12 protein-coding genes and 1 tRNA gene are annotated in these 21,872 nt (G+C 68.9%); 7 read left to right on the forward strand and 6 right to left on the reverse strand.

Annotated features, from left to right (window positions below; all coding sequences use genetic code 11):
* Window positions 1-149: 149 nt before the first annotated feature.
* A complete protein-coding gene (locus K2R93_13040; protein ID MBY0490761.1) occupies window positions 150-998 on the forward strand; it encodes a DUF4184 family protein in 849 nt (282 codons plus the stop codon).
* Complete coding sequence (locus K2R93_13045; protein MBY0490762.1) at window positions 995-2,173, forward strand: hypothetical protein; 1,179 nt, start codon at window positions 995-997, stop codon at window positions 2,171-2,173. Before K2R93_13040 ends, K2R93_13045 begins: the two co-directional genes overlap by 4 nt.
* Here K2R93_13045 and K2R93_13050 read toward each other — a convergent pair.
* Together K2R93_13050 and K2R93_13055 are read right to left on the reverse strand one after the other, a co-directional pair.
* Window positions 2,124-7,937, reverse strand: coding sequence for a DUF5107 domain-containing protein (locus tag K2R93_13050; protein MBY0490763.1), 5,814 nt, complete (start codon window positions 7,935-7,937; stop codon window positions 2,124-2,126). The two genes, K2R93_13045 and K2R93_13050, sit on opposite strands and share 50 nt — an antisense overlap.
* Window positions 7,938-7,990: 53 nt before the next feature.
* Entirely contained in the window at window positions 7,991-8,503 is a 513-nt protein-coding gene (locus K2R93_13055) for an SgcJ/EcaC family oxidoreductase (protein ID MBY0490764.1), read from the reverse strand.
* A 164-nt stretch (window positions 8,504-8,667) separates the two neighbouring features.
* On the opposite strand from K2R93_13055, the gene K2R93_13060 reads away from it, so the two are divergent.
* Window positions 8,668-8,749: transfer RNA gene (locus K2R93_13060), tRNA-Leu, on the forward strand.
* An 8-nt stretch (window positions 8,750-8,757) separates the two neighbouring features.
* Here K2R93_13060 and K2R93_13065 read toward each other — a convergent pair.
* Both K2R93_13065 and K2R93_13070 read right to left on the reverse strand, forming a co-directional pair.
* Window positions 8,758-9,495, reverse strand: a complete 738-nt coding sequence (locus tag K2R93_13065; GenBank protein MBY0490765.1) for a 1-acyl-sn-glycerol-3-phosphate acyltransferase — start codon at window positions 9,493-9,495, stop codon at window positions 8,758-8,760.
* A gap of 7 nt (window positions 9,496-9,502) precedes the next feature.
* Window positions 9,503-10,384 (reverse strand): GNAT family N-acetyltransferase, encoded by an 882-nt coding sequence (locus tag K2R93_13070; protein MBY0490766.1) that lies wholly within the window; start codon window positions 10,382-10,384, stop codon window positions 9,503-9,505.
* 233 nt (window positions 10,385-10,617) lie between these two features.
* Here K2R93_13070 and K2R93_13075 point away from each other — a divergent pair, with 233 nt between their 5' ends.
* The 4 genes from K2R93_13075 to K2R93_13090 all read left to right on the forward strand — a co-directional run bounded on the left by K2R93_13075 (window position 10,618) and on the right by K2R93_13090 (window position 15,317).
* Window positions 10,618-11,922 (forward strand): UDP-glucose/GDP-mannose dehydrogenase family protein, encoded by a 1,305-nt coding sequence (locus tag K2R93_13075; GenBank protein ID MBY0490767.1) that lies wholly within the window; start codon window positions 10,618-10,620, stop codon window positions 11,920-11,922.
* Window positions 11,923-11,996: 74 nt separating this feature from the next.
* Window positions 11,997-12,494, forward strand: a complete 498-nt coding sequence (locus K2R93_13080; GenBank protein MBY0490768.1) for a DinB family protein — start codon at window positions 11,997-11,999, stop codon at window positions 12,492-12,494.
* A complete protein-coding gene (locus K2R93_13085; protein MBY0490769.1) occupies window positions 12,491-13,723 on the forward strand; it encodes an aminotransferase class V-fold PLP-dependent enzyme in 1,233 nt (410 codons plus the stop codon). Before K2R93_13080 ends, K2R93_13085 begins: the two co-directional genes overlap by 4 nt.
* Window position 13,724: 1 nt before the next feature.
* On the forward strand, window positions 13,725-15,317 hold the full coding sequence (locus K2R93_13090) for a D-aminoacylase (protein ID MBY0490770.1): 1,593 nt from the start codon (window positions 13,725-13,727) through the stop codon (window positions 15,315-15,317).
* Between the two features lie 10 nt (window positions 15,318-15,327).
* Here the strand turns inward: K2R93_13090 and K2R93_13095 are convergent, their stop codons facing one another.
* Both K2R93_13095 and solA read right to left on the reverse strand, forming a co-directional pair.
* Window positions 15,328-20,658, reverse strand: coding sequence for a serine hydrolase (locus tag K2R93_13095; protein MBY0490771.1), 5,331 nt, complete (start codon window positions 20,656-20,658; stop codon window positions 15,328-15,330).
* Entirely contained in the window at window positions 20,658-21,782 is a 1,125-nt protein-coding gene (gene solA, locus K2R93_13100; GenBank protein MBY0490772.1) for an N-methyl-L-tryptophan oxidase, read from the reverse strand. Before solA ends, K2R93_13095 begins: the two co-directional genes overlap by 1 nt.
* Window positions 21,783-21,872: the final 90 nt, after the last annotated feature.

Here is a 21,872-nt window from a genome sequence, read left to right on the forward strand (position 1 = left end):
CGAGTGACGACACGTCGTCGTGCGTCCCAGTCGGTTACCGTCTCGTTTCACGGTGTACACCGCGCCGCGACCGAATCATCAAACGATTGTCGCGGAGTCAGGTGAGCCTTCCGCATCGCGCGTTCCCCGACTCCGACTCGAGGTGCGGCATGCCGGCAACCGTGTTCTCTCATCAGGCGCTGGTGGTTCCGCTCAAGATGCGATGGCCGCATCGCTTCTCCGGGCTGGCGCTGTGCATCGGCAGCATGGCCCCGGATCTGGCGTTCCTCGGGACCATGTCCGACGACAGCATCTTCAGTCATACGTTGAGCGCGCAGCTGTGGTTCACGCCGGCGCTGACCGCGCTGCTCGTCTGGCTGCTGACCGTGATCATGCTGCCGGCGCTCCTGCCGTATGTGCGCGAGCACGGATGGTGGCGCGTGCATGATCTCGCGGCCATCGATGCGCCGACGGGATGGCGCGGGTGGGCACGCGTCGCCACCTCAGCGAGCCTGGGGGGCATCTCGCACGTGCTGGTCGATGGCATCACGCATGGCAATCACTCCGGATGGCTGGTGCCCTCCCTGCCCTTCCTGCGCACCATGGTGCCGCACATTGGTGGGCCCGTTCCGCTGCACGATGCCCTGCAGTGCTGGTTCACGATTCTCTTCGGGCTGGCCACCGCGTGGATGTGGCGCGACATCGCCCGCCGTCGGTTGCTGTGGGCCTGGCGTGGCAAACACGTGATGGGTGCCCTCCGAATGCCGCGGGCGGCCGGCAACCGCCTGCTCGCCCTCTGCGGTATCGCCGCAGCGCTTGGCGCGTCGGTCGGATGGTACCTGAGGCGTCATGAACCCGCGAAGCTGCTCGCGGCGGGCATCGGCTTTGGCATCATCGACTTTGTGTTTGTGGCGCTGCTGATCGCGGCGCTCGTCCAGCAGTGGCGGACACGCTGGCGGGCCATGTGGATCGCCTCCGGAGCGCCCGTGCTGCCGGTCGCCGCCAACCCTACGCCGTGAGCGCACCACCGCTGGAGTCGCCGCTCCGCATTCTGATCGCCTTCAGTGACACGGGGGGCGGGCATCGTGCCGCCGCCCGCCATCTGCAGGCCGCCTTCGAGCGGATCGGGACGCCGGTCTCGATCGAGTTGGTCGATCCCTACGCCATGAGCGGTCGCTGGCCCTTCAACCGACTGCAGGCGGCGTATCCCAAGGTGGTCGGTGGCGCCGCGTGGCTCTGGCGCACCGGCTTTCGTCTGACCAATTCGCGCCTGGTGACCGCCACGGCGCAGCTCATGGCGTGGCCGGTCCTGCGCCGCACCTTTCGTGGCCTGCGCGAGGACCGCTCGCCCGACGTGATCGTGTCCACGCACCCGTTGCTGACCTCCCCGCTGCGCCGCGCGTTTCGGGAGACGCCCATCGCCGTGGTGGTGACTGATCTCGTGAGCGGGCATGTCTCGTGGTATCACCGCCTCGCCGACCTGATCGTGACGCCAACGCGCGCCGCCTCTGCGCAGGCGATGGCCGGTGGCGTACCGCGTGAGCGCGTGCGCGAACTGGGGCTGCCGGTGGATCCGTCGTTTGCCGCGCGACCCCACGATCGGCCCATCCTCTCGGCGCCGCTCGGGTGGAGCACGGAGCGCCCGACCGTCCTGCTCATCGGCGGAGGTGACGGCGTCGGGCCCATCGAACAGCTGGCCGAGGCCATCGACCGCGCCGGGCTACCCTGCGATCTCGCCGTGGTGACCGGGCGCAACGCCGCGCTGGCCGACCGGCTCCGTGTACGCGCATGGCGCGGCACGGTGCACGTGTACGGTTTTGTGCATGAGCTGGGGGCGATGATGCGCGCGGCCCACACAGTGGTTACCAAGGCCGGCCCGGGCACCATCTGCGAAGCCTTCGCGGCCGGGTGCCCGGTCGTGCTGTTCGGTGCGATTCCCGGTCAGGAAACCGGCAACGTGGACTTCGTGGTGAACGCCGGCGCCGGCGTGTGGGCGCCGCGCGTCGATCAGGTCGTGCAAACCCTCACGCACTGGATGATCGGCGAGGACGGACGCGGCGCGTGGGCGCGCGCATCGGCCGCCGCGCTCGCCGCCGCCCGTCCGCAGGCGGCGGATGCCATCGCGGCGGAAGTCCTGTCGCTCGCTACCGCTGCTCCACCAGCAGCACGAGCCCCTTCTTCCCGGGCACGGTGATCGTAGAACCCGGCGCGTAGCTCGCCGCGTCCTGAAACGCCTCGACCGCCGGCGCGCGGAGCCGCACGCGCGCTCTGTCGAGCCCCATGGCCGCCCAATCGATCGTCAGCGTGACGGGCGCGTCAGTCTCGTGCCAGTTCCCCAAGGCGATCATCGCCTTCACCGGCCCGTCAGCGTTCGGCTTGGTCCACGTGGTGGCGAGAATCTCCGCGTCGCTGGTACGCACCGGATCACGCCCCGACCACCACCCGTGCATTGTGCTCTGCTGAATGCCGAACTGGTCCCACAGCGTCCAGATCGGCGCCGGATCGCCGCTCCAGGGGAGTCGCGCCGTCATGCCCATGGTAAGGCCGCGCCACGGATTGCCGCCCTTCTCGAGCATCTCGCCCATGAGCCCGAACGGAATGCCGCTGATCTCCACCAGCCAGTAGTCGGGCTTCGAGTCGTAGTCGAAGTACTCGCCGAACCAGAGCCGGTTGATGTACGGGAAGTGCTCCAGGTAGAGATTGGCACTCGACGCGAAGCCATCGCGCGGGTTGTACTGATTGGCCGAGTGCAGATCGAGCAGGGCGCCGGGGTTCCCGCGGTCGAGCGTCTTGCGAATGCGCTTCATGGTCAGGCGATCGAACGCCACGTCATCCAGATAGAGGCCGTCGATGCCCTCATGCTTCACCAGCCAGTCGAGGCCTTCGATGTAAAAGTTGTGCCAGCGCGACACGCCACTGTTCACCACGGCGGCATCCTTGATGGCCGGCACATGCCAGGCCGCGATATAGTCGCTCCCCAGGTGCTCCTGCAGCCACGAGTAGCCGCCGCCGGGGCCGTGCGACAGCACCTCGTCGCCAAGGGAACGCAGCGCAAACAGCTCGGGCGAGTGGTTCGTGAGCTCCCGGACGGTGTAGTAGATCTTGGTCTTGAGCCCCTTCGCGTGCGCAGAGTCGATGTACGCCTTCATCTGGGCCGTTTCGATGAAGGGGTAATTGATCCACGGGTTCACACGATTGGCGTGATGCACGTTGAGCGTGTTGGCGCCGCGCTTGGCCGCCGAGTCCACCGGCACGAAGGCGTGAAAGAAGCGGGTCGCCCACTGCCCCTGCACATCGAGCGGCTTGAAGGGCGTGACCATCAGGCGGAAGTCGAAGCGCAGCGAATCGCCGGCCGCCAGTGTGTGTGCGCCGCTGTAGCAGCGCACGAGCACCTGCCCCGCCCCGCTCGGCCCGATGTCACACCCGCCCTTGCCACCATTGGCCCAGGAGCGCGGCTCGATGAGCGGCTTGGAGAGATAGAAGTTCGTGTTGAGCGGGCGAACGTAGTGCTCGTCCTTGAGCGTGAACTGCAAGCCAGCGTTCACATCGCCAATCCACGCGGCATCCTGATTCTTCTTGGCCACATCCCACGTCCAGTGGAACGTCGCCGGGCGATACCCACCCTTCTGGCCGAGCCCCATCATGTAGCGGGCGGCGGTCTCCTGCATGGGGATCTCGAGCGCCGCGTTCATGAGCGTCGTGGCGGTGGTCGCGCGGAGCGTCACCACGTATTCGGCGGTGCCATCGAACTCGAGCTGAGCGCGGGTATCGAGCGAGAGTGCGCCCGCTGTCCGCTTGGCACGCCACGCCACCGCGCCTGGCGCCTGCTTCGTGACGACCGGTGCGCTGCCACTCCACGTCACGGGCTTCCCGGCCGCATCCTGCATGGCAAGACGCACCGGCGCCGCCAGAATCTCGCGAGGGGCGGTGCCAATGCTGGTGTTGTTCGGACTGAAGTACGAACGGATCTGCGCCGGCAGTCCGTCCGCGCCAAAGGTGAAGTCGCGCCCAAGGAGCGACACCGTGCTCCCCTTGAGGGCCAGCGCGGTATAGGGCTTCGCCACGCTGTCATCGGCAGCCAGCTGCGAGTTGAGCCAGCGAAGCCGCGTCAGATCGGCCGGCTCGTCGTCGCCGTGCGCCACGGCCAGCGCGTTCGACACCTCGAGCGCGATGGGCACAGTACGGGCGCCCTGCTTCGACGCAATGGTGACCTGCCCCTCGTAGCGCCCCGGCGCGGCCTTCGCCGGCACATCCACACCAAACCAGAGCGCCTGCACCTTCCCCGCGGGGACGCGCAGGGTGCGCGTGAAGCGCTGCCCCGACCAATCGGTGCCTTCCAGATTGAACGCGGTGATGGCACTCGCCGGGATGACCTGCCCGGCCTTGGTCCGGAGCGGCGTGACGGTGTACCGCACCGAGTCCACCACGCCTCGCGCGGCCCAGAGACCGATCTGGAAGGGATAGAACCCCCCGCGCTTGGCCGTGCCCCGGAACGGCTGGAACGCGCCGCGCTCGGCCCACCGCTGGGGAATGTCATCGGCCATCCGAATCGAGAACGCCCGATCCTCGGCGAACAGCAGATACGGCGCCCCGGTGTGCTTCGCGAGCAGCGCGTCGGTCTCGGCGCGCGTCGCGATGTACTCCATGGCCGTGAACGCCGTGAAGGTGTTGATGGCATCGAAACCGGTCACCGTGGCGACCGGCAACGACGCCACGGCACCGATACGTGACAACCAGAGCGGATCCGCCGTTTCCTCCACGGTGCGATAGGTGATCTTGGGATAGTTCGACTTGAACGTGCCCGTGTACGGCAGGTAGTAGGCGTAGTACGTGCCGGCCGTTGGCGCCTGGAACACGAGCTCGCCCACTTCGCGGGTGATGGCGACGCGCTTCACGTTGCTGATGCGCCGGGCGGCGGCGCCCTCGCCGGTCATGATCACCACGTTCACCTGCTCCGGCGTCTGATCGCGGCGCCGCCACGGGATGCGCACCACCACGGCGTCGTGCGGCGCATCGACCCGCAGCACCGCGCGATGATTGCCCAACGAATCGGCTTCCCAGCTCCCCGTGCCGTAGCGGAGCGAGTCGGCCGTCGCCGCCGTCGGCGCCGCTGGGCGGGGCGGTGCCGGCCGCCGGGCGATGACAGCGGCGAGCGAGTCTTCGAGCGATTCATCCACATCCGCGGCGTACGGCTTACCGGCCCCGAGCCGCTCCGGCCACTCGCGGGCGTTGGCCACCGCCTTGCTCGCGTCTTCCCAACGCGCCTGCGCGATGGCCTCGCGCGCCAGCCCGATCTGTGCGTCGTGGTACACCCCGCGGGCATCCTTCGCGCCTTCGGCGGGGAGGATCACCAGCGTATCGAGAATGCGCGCCGCCGCTGCAAACTGCCCAGCCGCGACGTGGGCCTTCGCGCGCAGCAGCGCCAGCGTTTCGTTGCGCGGGAAGCGGGCGGTGGCCCGTTCGCCGAGCGACACGGCCGAAAGGGCATCCCCCTCGGCGAGCGCGCGCTCGAGGAGCAGCCGTGCGTAGCGCCACTCGGCGCTGTCGAGCTGCGCGGCGCGTGTGAGGTCCAGGCGCGCCTGCCACGCCGGCCGGTTGGGGAGCGCCGCCCGCGCCGCATAAAACGGCGCAAAATCCGGCGTATTGCCAAGCGCGGTGAAAAGCGAGTCGGCCTGTCGCGGCCGCCCGAGCGCCCACTGCGTGAGCGCCAGGTAGTACGCGGGCTTCCAGGAGCCACCGCGCCTGGCCGCGGCTTGTAGCGCCGGCACCAGATCGGCCCGGAAAGGGAACACGCGCACCGGCGACAGGCCATTCGCGCGGCTCGTGAGCGTCGCGGCATCGCCCGGTTGCAGCGCGCTCAGCCAATACAGCGCCTCGGGCTGATCGCCGATCGCCCGCAGCACGCGCGTGCCGGCGGCGAGGTCGCCGGCCGCGAGGTACCAGCCCGCCAACTCGAGCAGCGTCTGCTCGGGAAGTTCGCTGCGCACACCCTTCACCAACTGTGCGTCGGCGTCGGGGGCCTGCAGCGCCAGCGCATGTTCAAAGCGTGCAGAGTGACTGAGCGGGTCTGTCCGATCGAGCCGCGCGAGATAGGCGTCGCGCGCGGCCGCGTCACCAGCGCGGCGGGCGAGCGCCACACCGAGCGCCAACGCGTCGGCATGGGCGGCGTCTCCCGTCAGGACCTTCTCGACATACTCACGAGCCGACCGCAGCGCGCCGGTGGTGGCGTGCAACCGCGCTAGTGCCAACCACGCGGCAGCCTTGTACTCCGCACTCTGCGACGCCACTTCGAAGCCATCGCGCGCATCGGCGGTGCGACCGAGCGCCTGGCTGGCGAGGCCGTACCCATAGTTGGCAACGGGATCGTAGGTGTCCACCGCCAGGGCGCGCTTGGCAAAGCCGATCGCCTCGGCATACTCCCCGCTGCGCACGGCCAGCTGCGCGCGATCGGCGAGCGCCGGCAGGTACGTGGCGTCGAGCACCAGGGCACTGTCCAGCTGCGCGCGCGCATTCGCGTACTCCCGCTGGCGCATCCACTCCTTGCCTTGCAGCCAGTGACCGTAGGCGCTGCCCCAGTTGAAGGGCGGGCTGTCGAGCGGGCGCGCGAGATCGTCGGCGCTGGCGTTCGCGCGCCAGGTGAGCAGATCGTCGCCCAGCGTGATCACCACGCTGTCCCCTGCCGCGCCCTTAAGCGCGATGGTGTCTACCGCCAGGGCCAGCGGCGCGCGCTGCACGAAGCGTGTGGCCACGCGGCGGCCGTTGGCCGTCACACGCAGCGTATCGGCGACCGCCACGACCGGCTGCAGTGTGACCACGAGGCGGTCGCCGAGCGGCGTCACGTTAAGCGCGCCCACGCGACTGGCGCTCACGACGCCCTTGGTGCCGACCACCGGAAACCATGTCTCCGTCCACCGGTCCACGGTGCCGGGGGCGAAGCCGCGATGCTTGAACGGGGTAAACGTGCTCGCTTCCGCGCTCTGATTGAACAGCCGCCCGCTCTGCACCTCGGCGTACTGCCCGTCGCTATCGGTGAGCAACTGCTCCCAGATCATCCCCTGCCGCGAGAGCCCCCAGATCCAGAGCTTCTTCCCCAGCTTTTCGTCGCGCGCCGACGCGCGGATCATGCCGAAGTCGAGGTCGTGCCAATAGGCGCCGAAGTACTCGCTTCCGCGCCCGAACACATGGTACGACTTGTAGCCGCCAAAGTTGTTGTGGTCGTACCAGGAGATGTCGCGCCCCTGCGCATTGATGGGCCACGGGCCGTGTTCACCAGCATGCCCCAGATAGCTCGTGCCCGGATAGAGAAACTGGAGCTTCCCCTGCACCGGCACGGCGGCGTTCATCCACGAGTAGTACGGCTGCTCGAGGGGCGAACTGTTCACCCAGGTGCTGCTGGTCGTGAAGGCCGCATCGTTCGCGCCCAGGCGCACTTCAAGGCGCCACGGGGTGCGCGTCAGCAGATCGAGCGCGCCAATGATGCAGGACACGCTGCCGTCGGCATTCGTGCGGGTCACGTAATCCACCGGCGTGGACACGTTGGGCGTGTGCCCGATGATGCCGTAGTTGGCCTCGATGCCACCACTCGTCCACGGCCCGCGCATGGCGATGTCGCGGAATTTCACCACGCGGTTGTTGTAGATGAACGAGCGCCCCGTGCGCTTCTCCACCGCGCTCCAGATCTTGCCACCGATCTCGGGGAGGATCTCCACCCGCAGATACGCGTTCTCGAGCGTCACCACATTCCAGTCCCGCGGCGTGCTCGCCTTGGCAAAGCCGTCGAACCGGAAGTAGGGATAGATGCGCCCCACGACCGGAATCGGATTGGGGTCGCTGAACGGATACGTGGGAAAGGGGCGGCGCGCTTCGCGGACGGTGGCCGCGGGCGGGAGGGCGCTGGCGGCGGTCGAGACGGCCAGCAAGAGCGCGGCCGGCAGCAGGGCGAATCGGGTGGCAGGCATGGGGAAACGTTACGTCCCAACCCGCCCCGCTGCACGGCGGCGCGCCACGCGCGCTACATCTTGGGCGCGATGTCCGTGTTGTTGATGTCGCGGACGATCTTCCAGCTGCCGTCGGCCTGCTTCTTCCAGACGGTCAGGTACTTCACCGTGTCGGTCGCCAGCGTGCCGCCCTTCGGGCCGCTGTCATAGGTCATCGTGCCCGTCTCAACGGCCATGTCGCCGCTCACCATCACGTCGGTCGTCGCGGCGTTGAAGTTCTTCATGTCCATGGCGCCGAACATGCCCTTCATCCCGGCCTCGATTTCGGCCTTGCCCTTCATGGCCTTCATCCCGGGCATCATCACGATCGCATCATCGGCGTAATTCACAACCATGCCGTCGGGCTTGCCGGCGTTGAACGACTCCATCCCCTGCTTGTTGGCGGCGTCGATGGCCGCTCGGACCGCGCCCGGATCGGTGGCAGCCGGGGGCGGGGCCGCCGTGCTCTCGCCTCCGCTCTTCGCTTCGCCGCCCGCGCAGGCGGTCAGCATGGCCACTGCACTGATCAATCGCAGCTGTCGGATCATGAACACGTGCTCCATGGGAGGGTGAGACGGGGGGACCGCCCCGCCGCGGGAAGGACCAACCCGGGAGACGCTACGTCCCGCGCCGACAAACGGCTACCAAGCTGGGCGATGGCTCGCGGCGGCCTCTCCAGACCGCGCGGTTCCGCGTATAGATTTTCCGGTCTGCGGACGTGGCGAAATTGGTAGACGCACCAGCCTTAGGAGCTGGCGGGGCAACCCATCCCGGTTCGAGTCCGGGCGTTCGCATTGCAGCGCTACCGACCGCCGTGCCCCGTGGCGAGCACGGACAGCGACGGAGCACCGGTCGGGTCCAGCGTGCCCGGTCGCTCGCCGCGAAGGGCGCTGCCGCCGGTCATGCTGGCGATGGCCTGACGCGCGCGGTGGGTCAGCAGCTTCCGACAGGGACCCACGGCCAACGGCGTGCCGACGTGAATCGTCACCCGCGCGTCCCGCAACGCGACCACCCGCGGGACATTGGCCAGCAACGTCTCCTCGCCAATCCAGCAGAGGGCACCGGCATCGGTGGAGCGCGTCCGCCCGGTCACGGCGATCGGCACCACCGGCACCCGCGCCTGCACCGCCGCCTCGACCAGCGCCGACTTGAAGGGCAGCAGTGCGGTGCCATCACCGGTGGTGCCTTCGGGAAAGAGCAGCACGCGACGCCCCGCACGGAGCGCGGCGGTCACCGCGGGAATCGCGCGCAGCAGATCGCGCTTCCGGGTGCGATCGATGAAGATCACGCCTACGCGCCGAGCCGCCCAGCCGATGATCGGCCACCCGGCCACCTCTCGCTTGGCGATGAACGCACAATCCACGTGCGCCAGCAGCGACACGATATCGATCCAACCGAAGTGATTGGCGATCAGCAGCCCCGCCGGCACCGGCCCGGCCGCGCGAACGCCAGTGCGCACGCCAACCGCGCGCAACACCACGCGGCAGCTCGCCCGGACGAGCATCCGGGAGAGTGACGCCGTCGAGGGTCCCGTGGCCATGGCGACGTTACCCGAACAAGGTCTTGGCCGCCCGCGCCGGCATCTCGTCGATATCCAGCAACACGAGGAAATCGGTCGTGCCGAACTCCCGATCGAAGGCCGGCGCGCCACACACGCGTGCGCCGAGCGAGAGATAGCCGTCGAACAGCGACGGCAGGGACGCCGTGAGCGCGGTGGCGTCGATCAGCGGACGGGTGCGTCCATCGTCCGCCAGCGCACGCACCGCCGGTCGCGGCCGCACCAGAATACGATCGTGCAGCACCTGCCGCGCATGCAGCACGCGCCACGTGTCCTGCGCCACCCGATCATCGACACCCTGAATGGAGCAGCAGCCAAACAGGAAGCGCTTGGAGTTCCAGCTCAGGTATCGGGCCAGTCCACGCCACAGCAGATGCAGCACGCGCCCCGACCGATGCTGCGGATCCACCGCGGCGCGACCGATCTCCACGGCCTGCTGCAGCACCGACGCCGGCATGGCGCCCAGTTCGAACAAGGTGGCGCTGTAGAAGCCAAAGCGCGTGGCTGCCATGACGGCCGTCTGCAGGCGATACGTCCCGACCACGGCGCCCGACTCACGATGCACGATCATCAGGTGGTGGAACCACGGATCACGGGCGTCCTCGTCGCGCCGCTCCCCGGGTTCATCGACCGACGCCGACGTCCCGTTCCCGAGCTCCTCCGTGAACACCCGATACCGCAGGCGCTGCACCGCATGCAGATCGGCGCGGGTCCAGGCATACCGCAGGTCGTACGAGCCGGCCTGCACCACACCCGGGGGAATGCGGTCGGGGTGATGCGGAAACACCTCGGCATCGACCGCCGCGGCAGTGCTCGCGGCAGGCGCCGGCAGGAACGGGGTGTTGGACTCATCAAATGATCGAGCGAGCATGGCGATCTCCTGAACAGTCGGGTGACGCCCGGTGGCTCTTCCGGACGGCAGATGCTCGCTCGCGCCAGTGACGATTGCATTGCAACCACGTATCGGCGCGGTCACCATTGCGCTGTCACGCAACTGTGGCAATCCCGTCGCCGGCCTGCGACCGGATCATCGGCGTCTCGTCACCGGCCGGGCCGACCGTACGCGATGCGAATGCCTCCACACGGCGCGACCGCGGGGTCGCCATGAAGATCGCCATGATTGGCACCGGCTATGTCGGCCTCGTCTCCGGTGCCTGCTTCGCCGAGTTCGGCGTACACGTCACCTGCGTCGATGTGGACCAGGAGAAGATCGCGCGTCTCGATCGGGGCGAGATCCCGATCTATGAACCCGGCCTGGAGGCGCTCGTGGCCCGTGGCACCAAGGCCGGGCGACTGCGCTTCACCACCGATCTGCCGTCTGCCGTGGCCGGCGCCGATGCCGTCTTTCTTGCGGTCGGCACACCGAGTCGGCGCGGCGACGGGCATGCCGACCTGCGATTCGTCGAAGCCGCCGCCGAAGCCGTCGCGCGCGCCGTGACGGACTACACCGTGGTGGTGAACAAGAGCACGGTGCCGGTGGGCACCGCACGGCGCGTTGCCGAGTTGCTCGCCGCCACCAATCCCGCCGCGTCCTTCGACGTGGCGTCGAATCCGGAGTTCCTGCGCGAGGGATCGGCAATCGGCGACTTCATGCGACCGGATCGCGTGATCATCGGATGTGAATCCGAGCGGGCACGCGCCGTGCTGCGTGAACTGTACCGACCGTTGTACCTGCTCGAGACCCCCATCGTGATGACCTCGCTGGAAACGGCGGAGCTGACGAAGTACGCCGCCAACGCCTTTCTCGCGACCAAGATCACGTTCATCAACGAGATCGCCGATCTGTGCGAGAAGCTCGGCGCCGACGTGCAGGATGTCGCGACGGGGATGGGGCTCGACGGACGCATCGGCAAGAAGTTTCTCCACGCCGGTCCCGGGTATGGCGGGTCCTGCTTCCCCAAGGACACCCTCGCGCTCGCCCGCACCGCGCAGGATGCAGGGTCGCCCGTACGGCTCGTCGAAACGGTCGTCCAGATCAATGAACGACGGAAGGGCGCCATGGCCGGGCGGGTGATCGCCGCCTGCGGCGGATCCGTCCGCGGCAAGACCATTGGCGTCCTGGGGGTGACGTTCAAGCCGAACACCGACGACACCCGCGACGCGCCCAGCCTGTCGCTGATCCCGGCGCTCCAGGACGCTGGGGCGACCGTTCAGGCGTACGACCCGGTGGCGCAGCACGAGGCGATCCGTGTCCTCCCGGACGTCCGGTGGTGCCCGAGTCCGTACGAGGCCGCGAGGGGCGCGTCGTGCGTGGTGCTCGTGACGGAATGGAACGAGTTTCGCGCGCTCGACCTGCAGGCGTTGGGCGACGCCATGGTGCAGCGCGTGTTCCTGGACCTGCGGAACGTCTACACGCCGGACACGGTCCGCGCGCATGGTTTCCGCTACGCCAGCATCGGTCGCCCGTAGCGAGGCGCGACTGGCCGCCACGATGGTCGGGGGGTAGCGTAGGGAGACTCGGAACGCCTCCCCGCGACTCGCCCATGACCGCCGACTACCTCCGCACGCTCGTCGATTATCACTACTGGGCCCGTGATCGCGTCCTCGACGCGGTCGTGGGGCTCAGCGCCGACGACTACGCACGCGACCTGGGGAGCTCCTTCCCCTCCGTGCGCGCCACGCTGCAGCACACGTTTGGCGCCGAGGTGGTCTGGTTGCGACGCTGGCAGGGGGTGAGCCCCACGACCTTCCCGGGGGCCATGCCGGCGGACCTCTCGGGGCTCCGTGCGCTCTGGCTCGAACACGAGCAGCAGCTCCGCGCCTTCATCGATTCGCTCGACGACCAGAGCGTGCACGAGGTGGTCTACTATCGCCTCTTCTCGGGCGCCGAAGGCGAATCGTCGATCTGGCAGATGGTCGCGCACGTGGTGAACCACGCGACGTACCATCGCGGGCAGGTCACCACCATGCTGCGCCAGCTCGGGGCCGAGCCCGCAAAGCGCATGGACATGATCGCGTACTTCCGCGAACGGCGCGCATGACCTCGCGCCGCACCTTTCTGGGGGCGCTCGGGGCATCGGCCGCTGTCGGCGCCCTGCCCTCACCTCTGTGTGCTTCCCCTGCCGCGTGGAGCGCTGGCGCCCGCGGCCTCGCCGACGCCGGGGACTTCGCCTTCGAGCCCGGCCTTGTGTACGTGCAGACCGGCTCACTGGGCCCGTCACCGCGCCCCGTGCGCGAGGCGGCCCACCGCGCGTGGGAAGAGCTGCAGCGCAACCCGACCGCGTACGGCTACGGCGCCCATGAGCAGAACCTCGACGTGGTGCGCGCACAGGCCGCGCAGTTCATCGGGGCGGAGACACGCGAGGTCTCCCTCACCACGTCCACCACCGATGGGTTGAACCGGGTCGTCAGCGCGATGGCCAGCGCCTTCGAGCGCGGCGATCGCGTGCTGACCACCGATCAGGAACACCCGGGCGGACGCAGTTGCTGGGAGTGGCTGGCCAAGACGCGCGGCATCGTGATCGACGAAATCGTCATCCCCCCCGGACCGGTGGACGCCGCGGCGTTCGTGGCGCAGGTCCAATCGCGCCTCACCCCACGCACCCGGGTGCTTTCGATGGCGCACGTGCTCCCCTCGACCGGCGTGCGCATGCCCGTGACGGAGGTGTGTGCGGCCGTTCGCGAACGCGGCGTGCTGGCCATCATCGACGGCGCCCAAGCCGTGGGTGGCATTGGCGTGGACGTGCACGCGCTGGGGTGCGATGTCTACGCCACGAGCGGGCACAAGTGGCTGCTCGGCCCACCAGGCACGGGGCTGCTCTACGTGCGCGCCGACCTGTCAGAGCGCATTCCGCTGATCACGCGGCAGCAGGGGGAAGCGGCGTATACCGGTTCGACCGGCGTCACCAACCTGCCGGGAATGTACGGCCTGGGCGCTGCGCTCACCTACCACACCACACGCGGCGTGGCCGCCACCGAAGCGCACAACCTCGCGCTGCGCGATGCCATGCGCGCCGAGTTGCGCACCATTCGCGGGCTCGAGGTGGTCACCGATGATACCGCCGGCCATCGCTCCCCCATGGTGAGCTACCGACTCCCGGCCGCGACGCCCGCGGGCGCGCTGCAGCAACGGCTGCACCAGCGGCATCAGGTCTACGTGAAGGTGGTCCCCGGTAACTGGTTCAACGGGCATCGCCTCTCCTTCCATCTCTTCAACGAGGTCGCCGACGTGCAGGCGGTCGCGCGGGCACTCCGGGCCGAGCTGAGCTGACATGCGCCTGACCCTTCGCGCCATCCTGCTGACGCTGGGTTCGGCGCTGGCTCCGTCCGTGGCGCCTGTTGCCGCGCAGCCCACCACCGTCGCCACGCGCTACGACATCCTACTGCGGAATGGCACCGTCATCGACGGCACCGGCGCGCGTCGCCAGCGCGCCGATGTGGGGATCCGAAATGGCCGCATCGTGGCCATCGACCGCAAGCTGTTCGGGCGGGCGACCACCACGATCGATGCGACCGGCCTGATCGTCGCGCCGGGCTTCATCGATCCCCATGCGCACATCACCACCATTGCGCAGGCGCCACTCGCCGAGAATTTCCTGCGACAGGGCGTCACCACGATCTTTAACTCGCTGCACAGCCTCGACCAACCGTATCCGCTGGGCGCCTTCCTCGACACGCTGCACGTCGCGCCCAACACGATGTGGACCGCGGGGCACACGTGGGCGCGTAGCCGTGTGATGGGGCGCGAAAATCGCGCACCCACGGACGCCGAGCTCGATCAGATGAAGGCGCTCGTGCGCGACGCCATGCGCGACGGCGCCTTCGGCCTGGGCACCGGACTCGAATACATCCCGGCGGTCTACGCCAAGCTCCCCGAGCTGGTGCAGCTGGCCACCGCCGCGCGGGCGCCGGGCGCCCTGTACGTCACGCATCTGCGCGATGAAGGCGCCGCCCTGCTGCCGGCCATCGATGAGGCGCTGACCGTGGGCCGCGCGGCTCGGTTGCCCGTGCACATCAGCCACATCAAGAGCACCGGCGCGCTCAACTGGGGCAAGAGCACGGACGCGCTCGCGCGCATCGATAAGGCGAATGCGAGCCGCCTGCGGACCACGTTCGATGTGTATCCGTATCCGGCCTACAGCACGTACTCCGACGTGCTCTTCCCGGCGTGGGTGCTCGCCGATGGACAGGACTCGGTCACGGCGCGGCTCGCGCGACCGGACGTGCGCGCGCGCCTGCATCGCGAGATGCCCGACATCTTCAAGGCGCAAACGGCCGGCACCGCCGAGGCGATCCGCTTTCGCACCGCACCAGACAGCGGACTCGCCGGGCGCACGCTCGCCGAGGTTCTGAAGGCCCAGGGGAAGCCGGACGATGTGGATACCGTGATCGACCGGCTCATCGACCTGCAGGCCCGCGGCGGGTTCACGGCGGTGGTCCAGGCCATGAGCGAAGGGGATATCATCGCGTTCCTCAAGCACCCGCGCGGCATGGTCTCCACCGATGGTGATCTGGTCACCCCCGGCAAGGGCTTTCCGCATCCGCGGAGCTACGGGGCCTTCCCGCGGGTGATCGCGCGGTACGTTGGCGAGCAGCACGTCCTCACCCTCGAGCAGGCCATCGCCAAGATGACGAGCCTGCCGGCGCGGTCACTCGGGCTCGACAAGCGTGGACTGCTGAGAAGCGGCTACGCGGCCGACGTGGTGGTCTTCGATCCGGCGACGATGCGCGACGTGGCAACCTTCACCGATCCGCATCACTACAGCGAAGGGGTGCGACACCTCTTCGTGAACGGTGTGCCGGTGATACGCGACGGGGCCATCACCGGCGAAAAGCCCGGCGTGGCCCTGCGTCGCGGGCAGTAGCTAGCGCACGCTACCGCACCAGTACCAGCTGCGTCACGCCACCACCTGGCCCGATCTTGGTCTGCACAAGCATCGGGCCCTTTTCGTAGACGGCGCGATACAGGAACGCCCGATCGTCGCCTTCGAGTCCGCGGTCCTGCACGAGTTCGAGCCGCTGCAGCGCGCCGAGCGGCTTGAGGAGACGGCTGTAACCCGCCGCCATGCGCGGCACCACACTCGCGCGCACGAACTCAAAGTCGCTCACCACCATCGTGCCGTCGGCGGCCTTGAGCAGCAGCGTGCGAAGGGCGGCCTCCGCTTTGGGATCGCTGTTCGGCAAGGCGCCAGCGGGGAGCGGCACGGGCGCGAGCGCCGAGTCGGCGGCCGCCGCGACCTTGTTCGCGATGGCATCGGGCGCAACGTGCCCACCGTTCGTCAGCACGACCACCGTGAGATCATGCTGCTCGAAGCGGGTGAACTGCGCGCGGAAGCCCTGCCACGACCCGCCGTGCTGATTGACCCGCTCCCCCTTGAACGTGTCGAGGAACCAGCCGAAGCCGTACGGGTGGGTGCGCCCGCTGTTGAGGCGCATGGGGGAGAGAATCAACTCCCAGCTCGCCTTGCTCAAGACCGCGCGATCGCGCACCACCCGGCTCCAGGCGATGAGGTCGTTGATGCTGATGAGCAGCGAGCCATCGGCCGTGGTGTTCAGCGTGGGCGACACCCAATCCTGATGCTCGAACTCGTTCGCGCCCGGCAGGTATCCGGAGGCGCGATGGGGGACGATGGCCTTCTCGCTGATGATGCGCACCGTGCGCATCCCCGCCGGCGTGAAGATCCGTTCGCGCAGGAACTCCCAGTACGGCTTGCCGGCCACCTTGGTGAGGATGGTCCCCAGCATGGTGTAGCCGGTATTCGAGTAGTTCCAGCGCGTCCCGGGCGCAAACTCGAGTGGCGATCCATAAGCCAGCTGCTGCAGCTGTGCATCGGTGAAGTCGCGGCGGTAGTCCAGCGTCCCAGTCGTGTAGTCGGGAATGCCGCTCGTGTGCGACAGCAAATGGCGAATCGTGATCGGCTGCCAGGTGGCCGGCGCGTCGGGGAGATAGACGCGCACCGATGAATCGAGCGCGATCTTTCCGGCCTCGACCATCGCCATGACGCCCGCCGAGGTGAACATCTTGCCGAGCGATCCCGATTCGAACATCGTGGCCGGTGAGACTTTCACCTGCTGCTCGATGTTGGCCATGCCATACCCCTTGGCCATCACCACCTCGCTGCGGCGCAGCACGGCGAGCCCCACACCGGGCACATTCTGACGGCGCATCTCCTCCGTCACCGCGCGATCCACCGCCGCCTCATCGATGCGCGCCACGCTCGAGCGCGGGACATCGGCGCGCCACCACGGCGCGGGCAGCGGCTTCACGGTGGGCGCCACCTGATCGAGCGTCTCGGCGTCGTAGAGCACGCCGCCCCGCATCACCAGGCGTATGCTGGTCGTGTTGCGAATGTCGGCCAGCGGGTCGCGATCGAGCACCAGCAGGTCGGCCAGCTTCCCCACCTCGAGGCTCCCGATGTCCTGCCCCAGGCCAATCGCCTCGGCGCCATTGCGCGTGGCGACCTGCAGCACCTCGTGATTGGTCATCCCGCCCTGCGCGAGCAGACGCATCTCCCAGTGCACCTGCAGCCCCTGCATCTCGCCGTGACCGCCCAGCGCGACCTTTCCACCGGCGCGCAGTACGGCCGCGGCACCGGCCGCCGTCTCCTTGTCGTTGTAATCCTCGTCGGGGAACGCCAGCAGGCGGGTGGCCGTGCGCGCAAAAAGCTCACTGCGCGGGAAGAACCGCTGCAACCGCGGGTCGTCGGCCGGCCGCTCGCTGGCGTGCAGCCGGTAAATGGGGAGCGCCCCGCCAAAGCTCACCAGCAGCGTGGGCGTGTACGTGATGCCGCTCCGCGCCAGCAGCTGCACCGCGTCGTCGTACAGCGGCGCCGTGGGGAGCGCGTGTTCGTTGCCGGCAAAGCCGTCGAGCGCATGCGTCAGGTCGAGCTTGTCATCGCTGCCACCTTCACTGGTGGGAAGCATGCCCAGCTCGCGGCTCGCCTGCACCAGCCATTCGCGCTGCTGTCGGGAGCCAATCAGGTAGTTCTTGAGCAGCCACGTGCCGTAGTCATCGCGATAGCGCTTCACGATGGCCCGCGCCTCGTCGAGGCTCTGCGGATTGAGATCGGTAAAGAGCCCGGGTCCGGTGCTGGTGATGCGGGGGCTCGGCGTGCCCGTCACCTCCACGAGGTCGCTGTAGCCGAAGATGTCGGCGAAGGTCTGCGGATCGCGGATGGTCGTGACGCCATACGCCAGATTCGCGTAGGTGCTGGGCGTTTCCGGCTCGAGCAGGTCGCGGCGGTACTGCCAGTGCGCGTGGATATCCACGATGCCCGGCATGATCGTACTGCCCGACACGTCGTGCACGGTGGCACCGGCGGGAACCGCCACGCTCCCGCGCGGACCGATGGCGGTGATGCGATCGTTGCTCACCACGATGTCGGCGTTTCGGATGATCTCGGCGCCCTTCATGGTGATGGCCGTGGCGCCGCGAAGCACGCGAACGCCGGTGCCGGTCACGCCCGGCAGCTCCACGCTGAGGCTTGCCGTTCGCTCGGCGTTGCCCCCCTCGCGCAGATGCAGATTGGCTCCACTCGTCCACGCCACCGCGCCCGTGGGTGTCCAGGTGAACGCGGTCGTGGCGCCCGCCTGCAGCAGGGTGGCGCCCGTCAACTCAACGGCCGGCGGCTCCGCCCCCGCACGCGACGGCATCGGCATCGTGTACAGTCGGTCGCCCGCCTGCACCAGCAGTCGGGTGCCATCAGGGCTCAGGCGCGCGTCGGCGCCGGGCACGCGCCCACGCGTCTCGACACGTGGGTCGGTCCCGCTGCGCGACACGCTGGTGATTCCGGCCGGCCCGCTGAGATATACGCGCGAGCTGTCGGCCGCGAAGTGCGGATGACGCGCGCCATTCACCGGACCGAACACGGTCACGGCGCCCGGCCCCGCACCGGCGGCGATCCGCACCAGGCGCGCATCGGTCGGTACCGTGAGCGCCTGCTGCACACGCGCACTCCCCAGCGCGCCGCGCACCGCGTAGATCGCCTGACCGTCCGGGCTCCACACGGGATCGAGATAGAGCGCCGGCGCATCCGTGAGGCGAATCGGCACGCCACCGCTCGTCTTCACCTTCCACACCTGCCCGCCCTCAGGCGTCCAGGTGACGAACGCGATCCACTGCCCATCGGGCGACCATGCGGGCATGAACTCCCGCGGATCCGCCGTCGTGGTCAGTCGCTTCGGCACGCCGCTCCCGGGCGTGGCGACATAGAGGCGCCCCATCATGGAGTAGGCCACGCGTCCGTCGCGCGCCACGGCGAGCTGCTGCGCCATGCGCCCTTTCACCGGCCCATCGGCCAGCCGGCGCGTGGCGTTCAGCGGCGCCGGCACGTCGGCCGTGACCGTGGCCGTAAACGGGATGACCGCATCGGCGCCGGTGGCAATCTCCACGCGATGGATCTGTCCCCCATAGCTGGCGAGGACCGCCTTGCTGTCGGGGGTGATGGCGTAGCCCGGCACCACATCGCGTGAGGCGCGCGACTCGAGCTGATTGCGCTCGATGGGATAGGCGAGCCACCGCTCGGTGGCGGCGGCCACGTCCCGCACGCGCAGCCCCGTCTTTCCACGGCTCTGCGCGGCGTACACCAGCCACTTCCCATCCGGGCTCGTGACCGGCGCCATGGCCGTGAATTCCTCGAGCGTCACCGGTTCATCGCGACCGGTTGCCGGGTCGCGACGCACCACCGCGCTCGCCGCCCCGGCGCGCACACCGTACGCCCGCGGGGTCACGCTCGTGTACCAGAGCGCACCGTCGCGCGCGACGTGCGCCGAGTACGGCCCCGGGCTCGGCGCCGACACAAGCCCCGACGGCTGCCCGTTGTTGTTGCTCACCACCTTCGTGCCGGCACCGGTGGCCACATCGAAGCGCCACAGTTCGGCAATCCGGTTGTCGATCACCGTGGCGTAGATCGCCTTCCCATCGGGTGTCCACGCCGGCGAGGCCATCACGGAGCGCGGCATCGTGCTGAGCGCCCGCGCCATGGAGCCGTCGGCGTTCGCGATCCACACATTGTCGCTGCCGCTGCCGTCGCTGATATAGGCGAGCCGGGTGCCATCGGGCGAGTAGCGCGGCTGCGACTGCCACGCCCTCCCCGTGAGGATCGGCGTCGCCAGCCCCCCCGCCATGGGGAGCGTGTACACGTCACCCAGCAGCTCGAACGCGAGCGACTGACCGTTGGGCGCGGCATCGACCGCCATCCACGTCCCTTCGCGCACCGTGAACGACTCGCGGCGCGTCGCGGGCGTGGCCGGTGCCAGCGGATCGGGCGGGACGCATCCGGCCGCCGGGCCCTCGCAGCGCATAGTGGTGTACACCTCGGCCTGCGTCCGCCAGCGGCCGGCGACATCGCGCTCCCACTTGGCGAAGTACAATCCGCTGGGGGTCGCGCGCACGCCGTTCATCGTGAGCTGGCAGGTCCAGTGCCCGCGCTCGTGTGCGAGTCCCCAGCCGTCATTCACGGTCACCGAGTCAGTCGTGCGCACGCACGTCTGATCGTTGGTCCGCCAGTCGGCGCGCGCCGCCTCCACGCCTTCGATGTGCCGGCCGCGGCCGAAGACCGCGTGAAAGTCGGGCGTATAGAGCGACACGATCGCATCGGCGTCGCCGCGCTTCATGGCGGCGTTGTACCACGCCCGTGCCGCGCGTACCGCCGCGGCCGACGAGCCGGTTGCGGCCGGGAGTGGCGTGGCCGATGCCGGCACCGCGTCCGGCTTGGCACAGGCGGTCGACTGCCCCACGCACTCGAGCGTGGTGAAGATCTCCGCCTGCAGCCGCCACGCGCCGCCCGTGTCGCGCTGCCATTTGGCGTTGTACGTGCCCGTCGCGTACCCCTCGGGCGCCCCCGCGGGGACGCCGGCGTAGCGGCAGCGCCAGTGCCCCGACTCCTGCGCCAGCCCCCACGTCGCATTGACGGCAACCGAATCTGGAGTGCGCATGCAGGTGTACAGCGAGTCCGTCGCGAAGGTCGCCTGCATGCGCGACATGGTCATGTCGGCGCCGTGGTTCTGCGTGCTCCGCCCCAGCACCATGTGGAAGGTGGGCGAGAGCACCGCGCGCATGCCGACCGGGTCGCGCTTGGCGATCGCCTCGTTGTAGGCCTGGCGTGCATCCCGGATGGCCTGTTCCGGCGCTTGTGCATGAATCGGTGATGCAGCAACCGAGAGGAGCACGATCGAGAGCAGCGACGCACGAGAGAGGAATCGCATCAGGCAAACCGGCTGAGTGAAAACAACCCGATATCGTGCGTGGTCGCGCCACGCGTCACGAGATCCGCACAGATCTCCCCGATCACACTCGCGAACTTGAACCCATGCCCCGAGCACGGGCTCACCAGCAGCACCTCCGGATGCCCGGGCGCGCGATCGATGATGAAATGCTCGTCGGGCGTGTTGGTGAAGATGCACGCGGCCGACGAGAGCAGCGGGCCGTTGGCCTGTGGGAAGTAACGCGCCGTCGCCGCCCGCAGCGCGGCTTCGTCGGCCGGGTGACACGCGCGGTCCATCGTATCGGGGTGAATGCGTTCGAACCGGTGATGGTACTTCCCGATCTTCATGCCGGGCACGCCGTACTCGGGAAAGCCATAGTACGTCCCCTCGGCGGCCTCGAGAATGAAGACGGGAAACGCACGCGGCGCGAACGCCGGCGCATCATCGAGGCCGAACCAGCCCAGCACCTGGCGCTCCGGCACCAGCAGCGGCGCCAGCACTGGCGCGAGGTCCGCCATCCACGGCCCCGCCGACACGACCACCTGCCCCGCCTCGAAGGTGCCGGCGTCGGTCCGCACGCGCACCCGTCCGCCGAGCGGCTCCACCGCGAGCACGCGAACGCCGGTCCGCAGCTCCGCGCCATGGGATTCGGCGACCAGCGCATGCTGCGCGATGCACCGCTCCGGCGTCACGAACCCCGCATCGGGTTGCCAGACCGCCATCAGCTCCGGGCTCGGGCGCCACCCGGGAAAGCGCCGCGCGATCTCCGTCGCGTCGAATACCTCGTGGGGCAGATCGTGCGCCAGGCAGCTCCGCCGGCTCCCCTCGAACACGACGCCCCCCACGGGCCCGACATCCAACCCACCGGTGACATGCAGCAGCGGTTCGCGGAGCCCCTGCTCCAGCTCGCGCCACAGTTCGAAGGCGCGGCGCAGCAGCGGCACGTACGACGGATCCTCGAAATAGGCGAGACGAATGATGCGCGTGAGCCCATGCGAAGAGCCGAAGGCGTGCCCCAACGCGTGCTGCTCGAGCCCCAGCACCCGCTGCCCACGCCGCGCCAGATGCGCGGCCGCAGCGCTTCCCATACCGCCCAGCCCGACCACGATCACGTCATACGCCATACGTCGTGTTCCGGTTTATGGAATATCATCCACTCTAATGTGAGCGGACTGACCGTTCCTGCTTGCTCAACAGTGGTCCCTGACACACCG

This window comes from Gemmatimonadaceae bacterium (genome assembly GCA_019752115.1).
Classification (GTDB): Bacteria; Gemmatimonadota; Gemmatimonadetes; order Gemmatimonadales; family Gemmatimonadaceae; genus Gemmatimonas.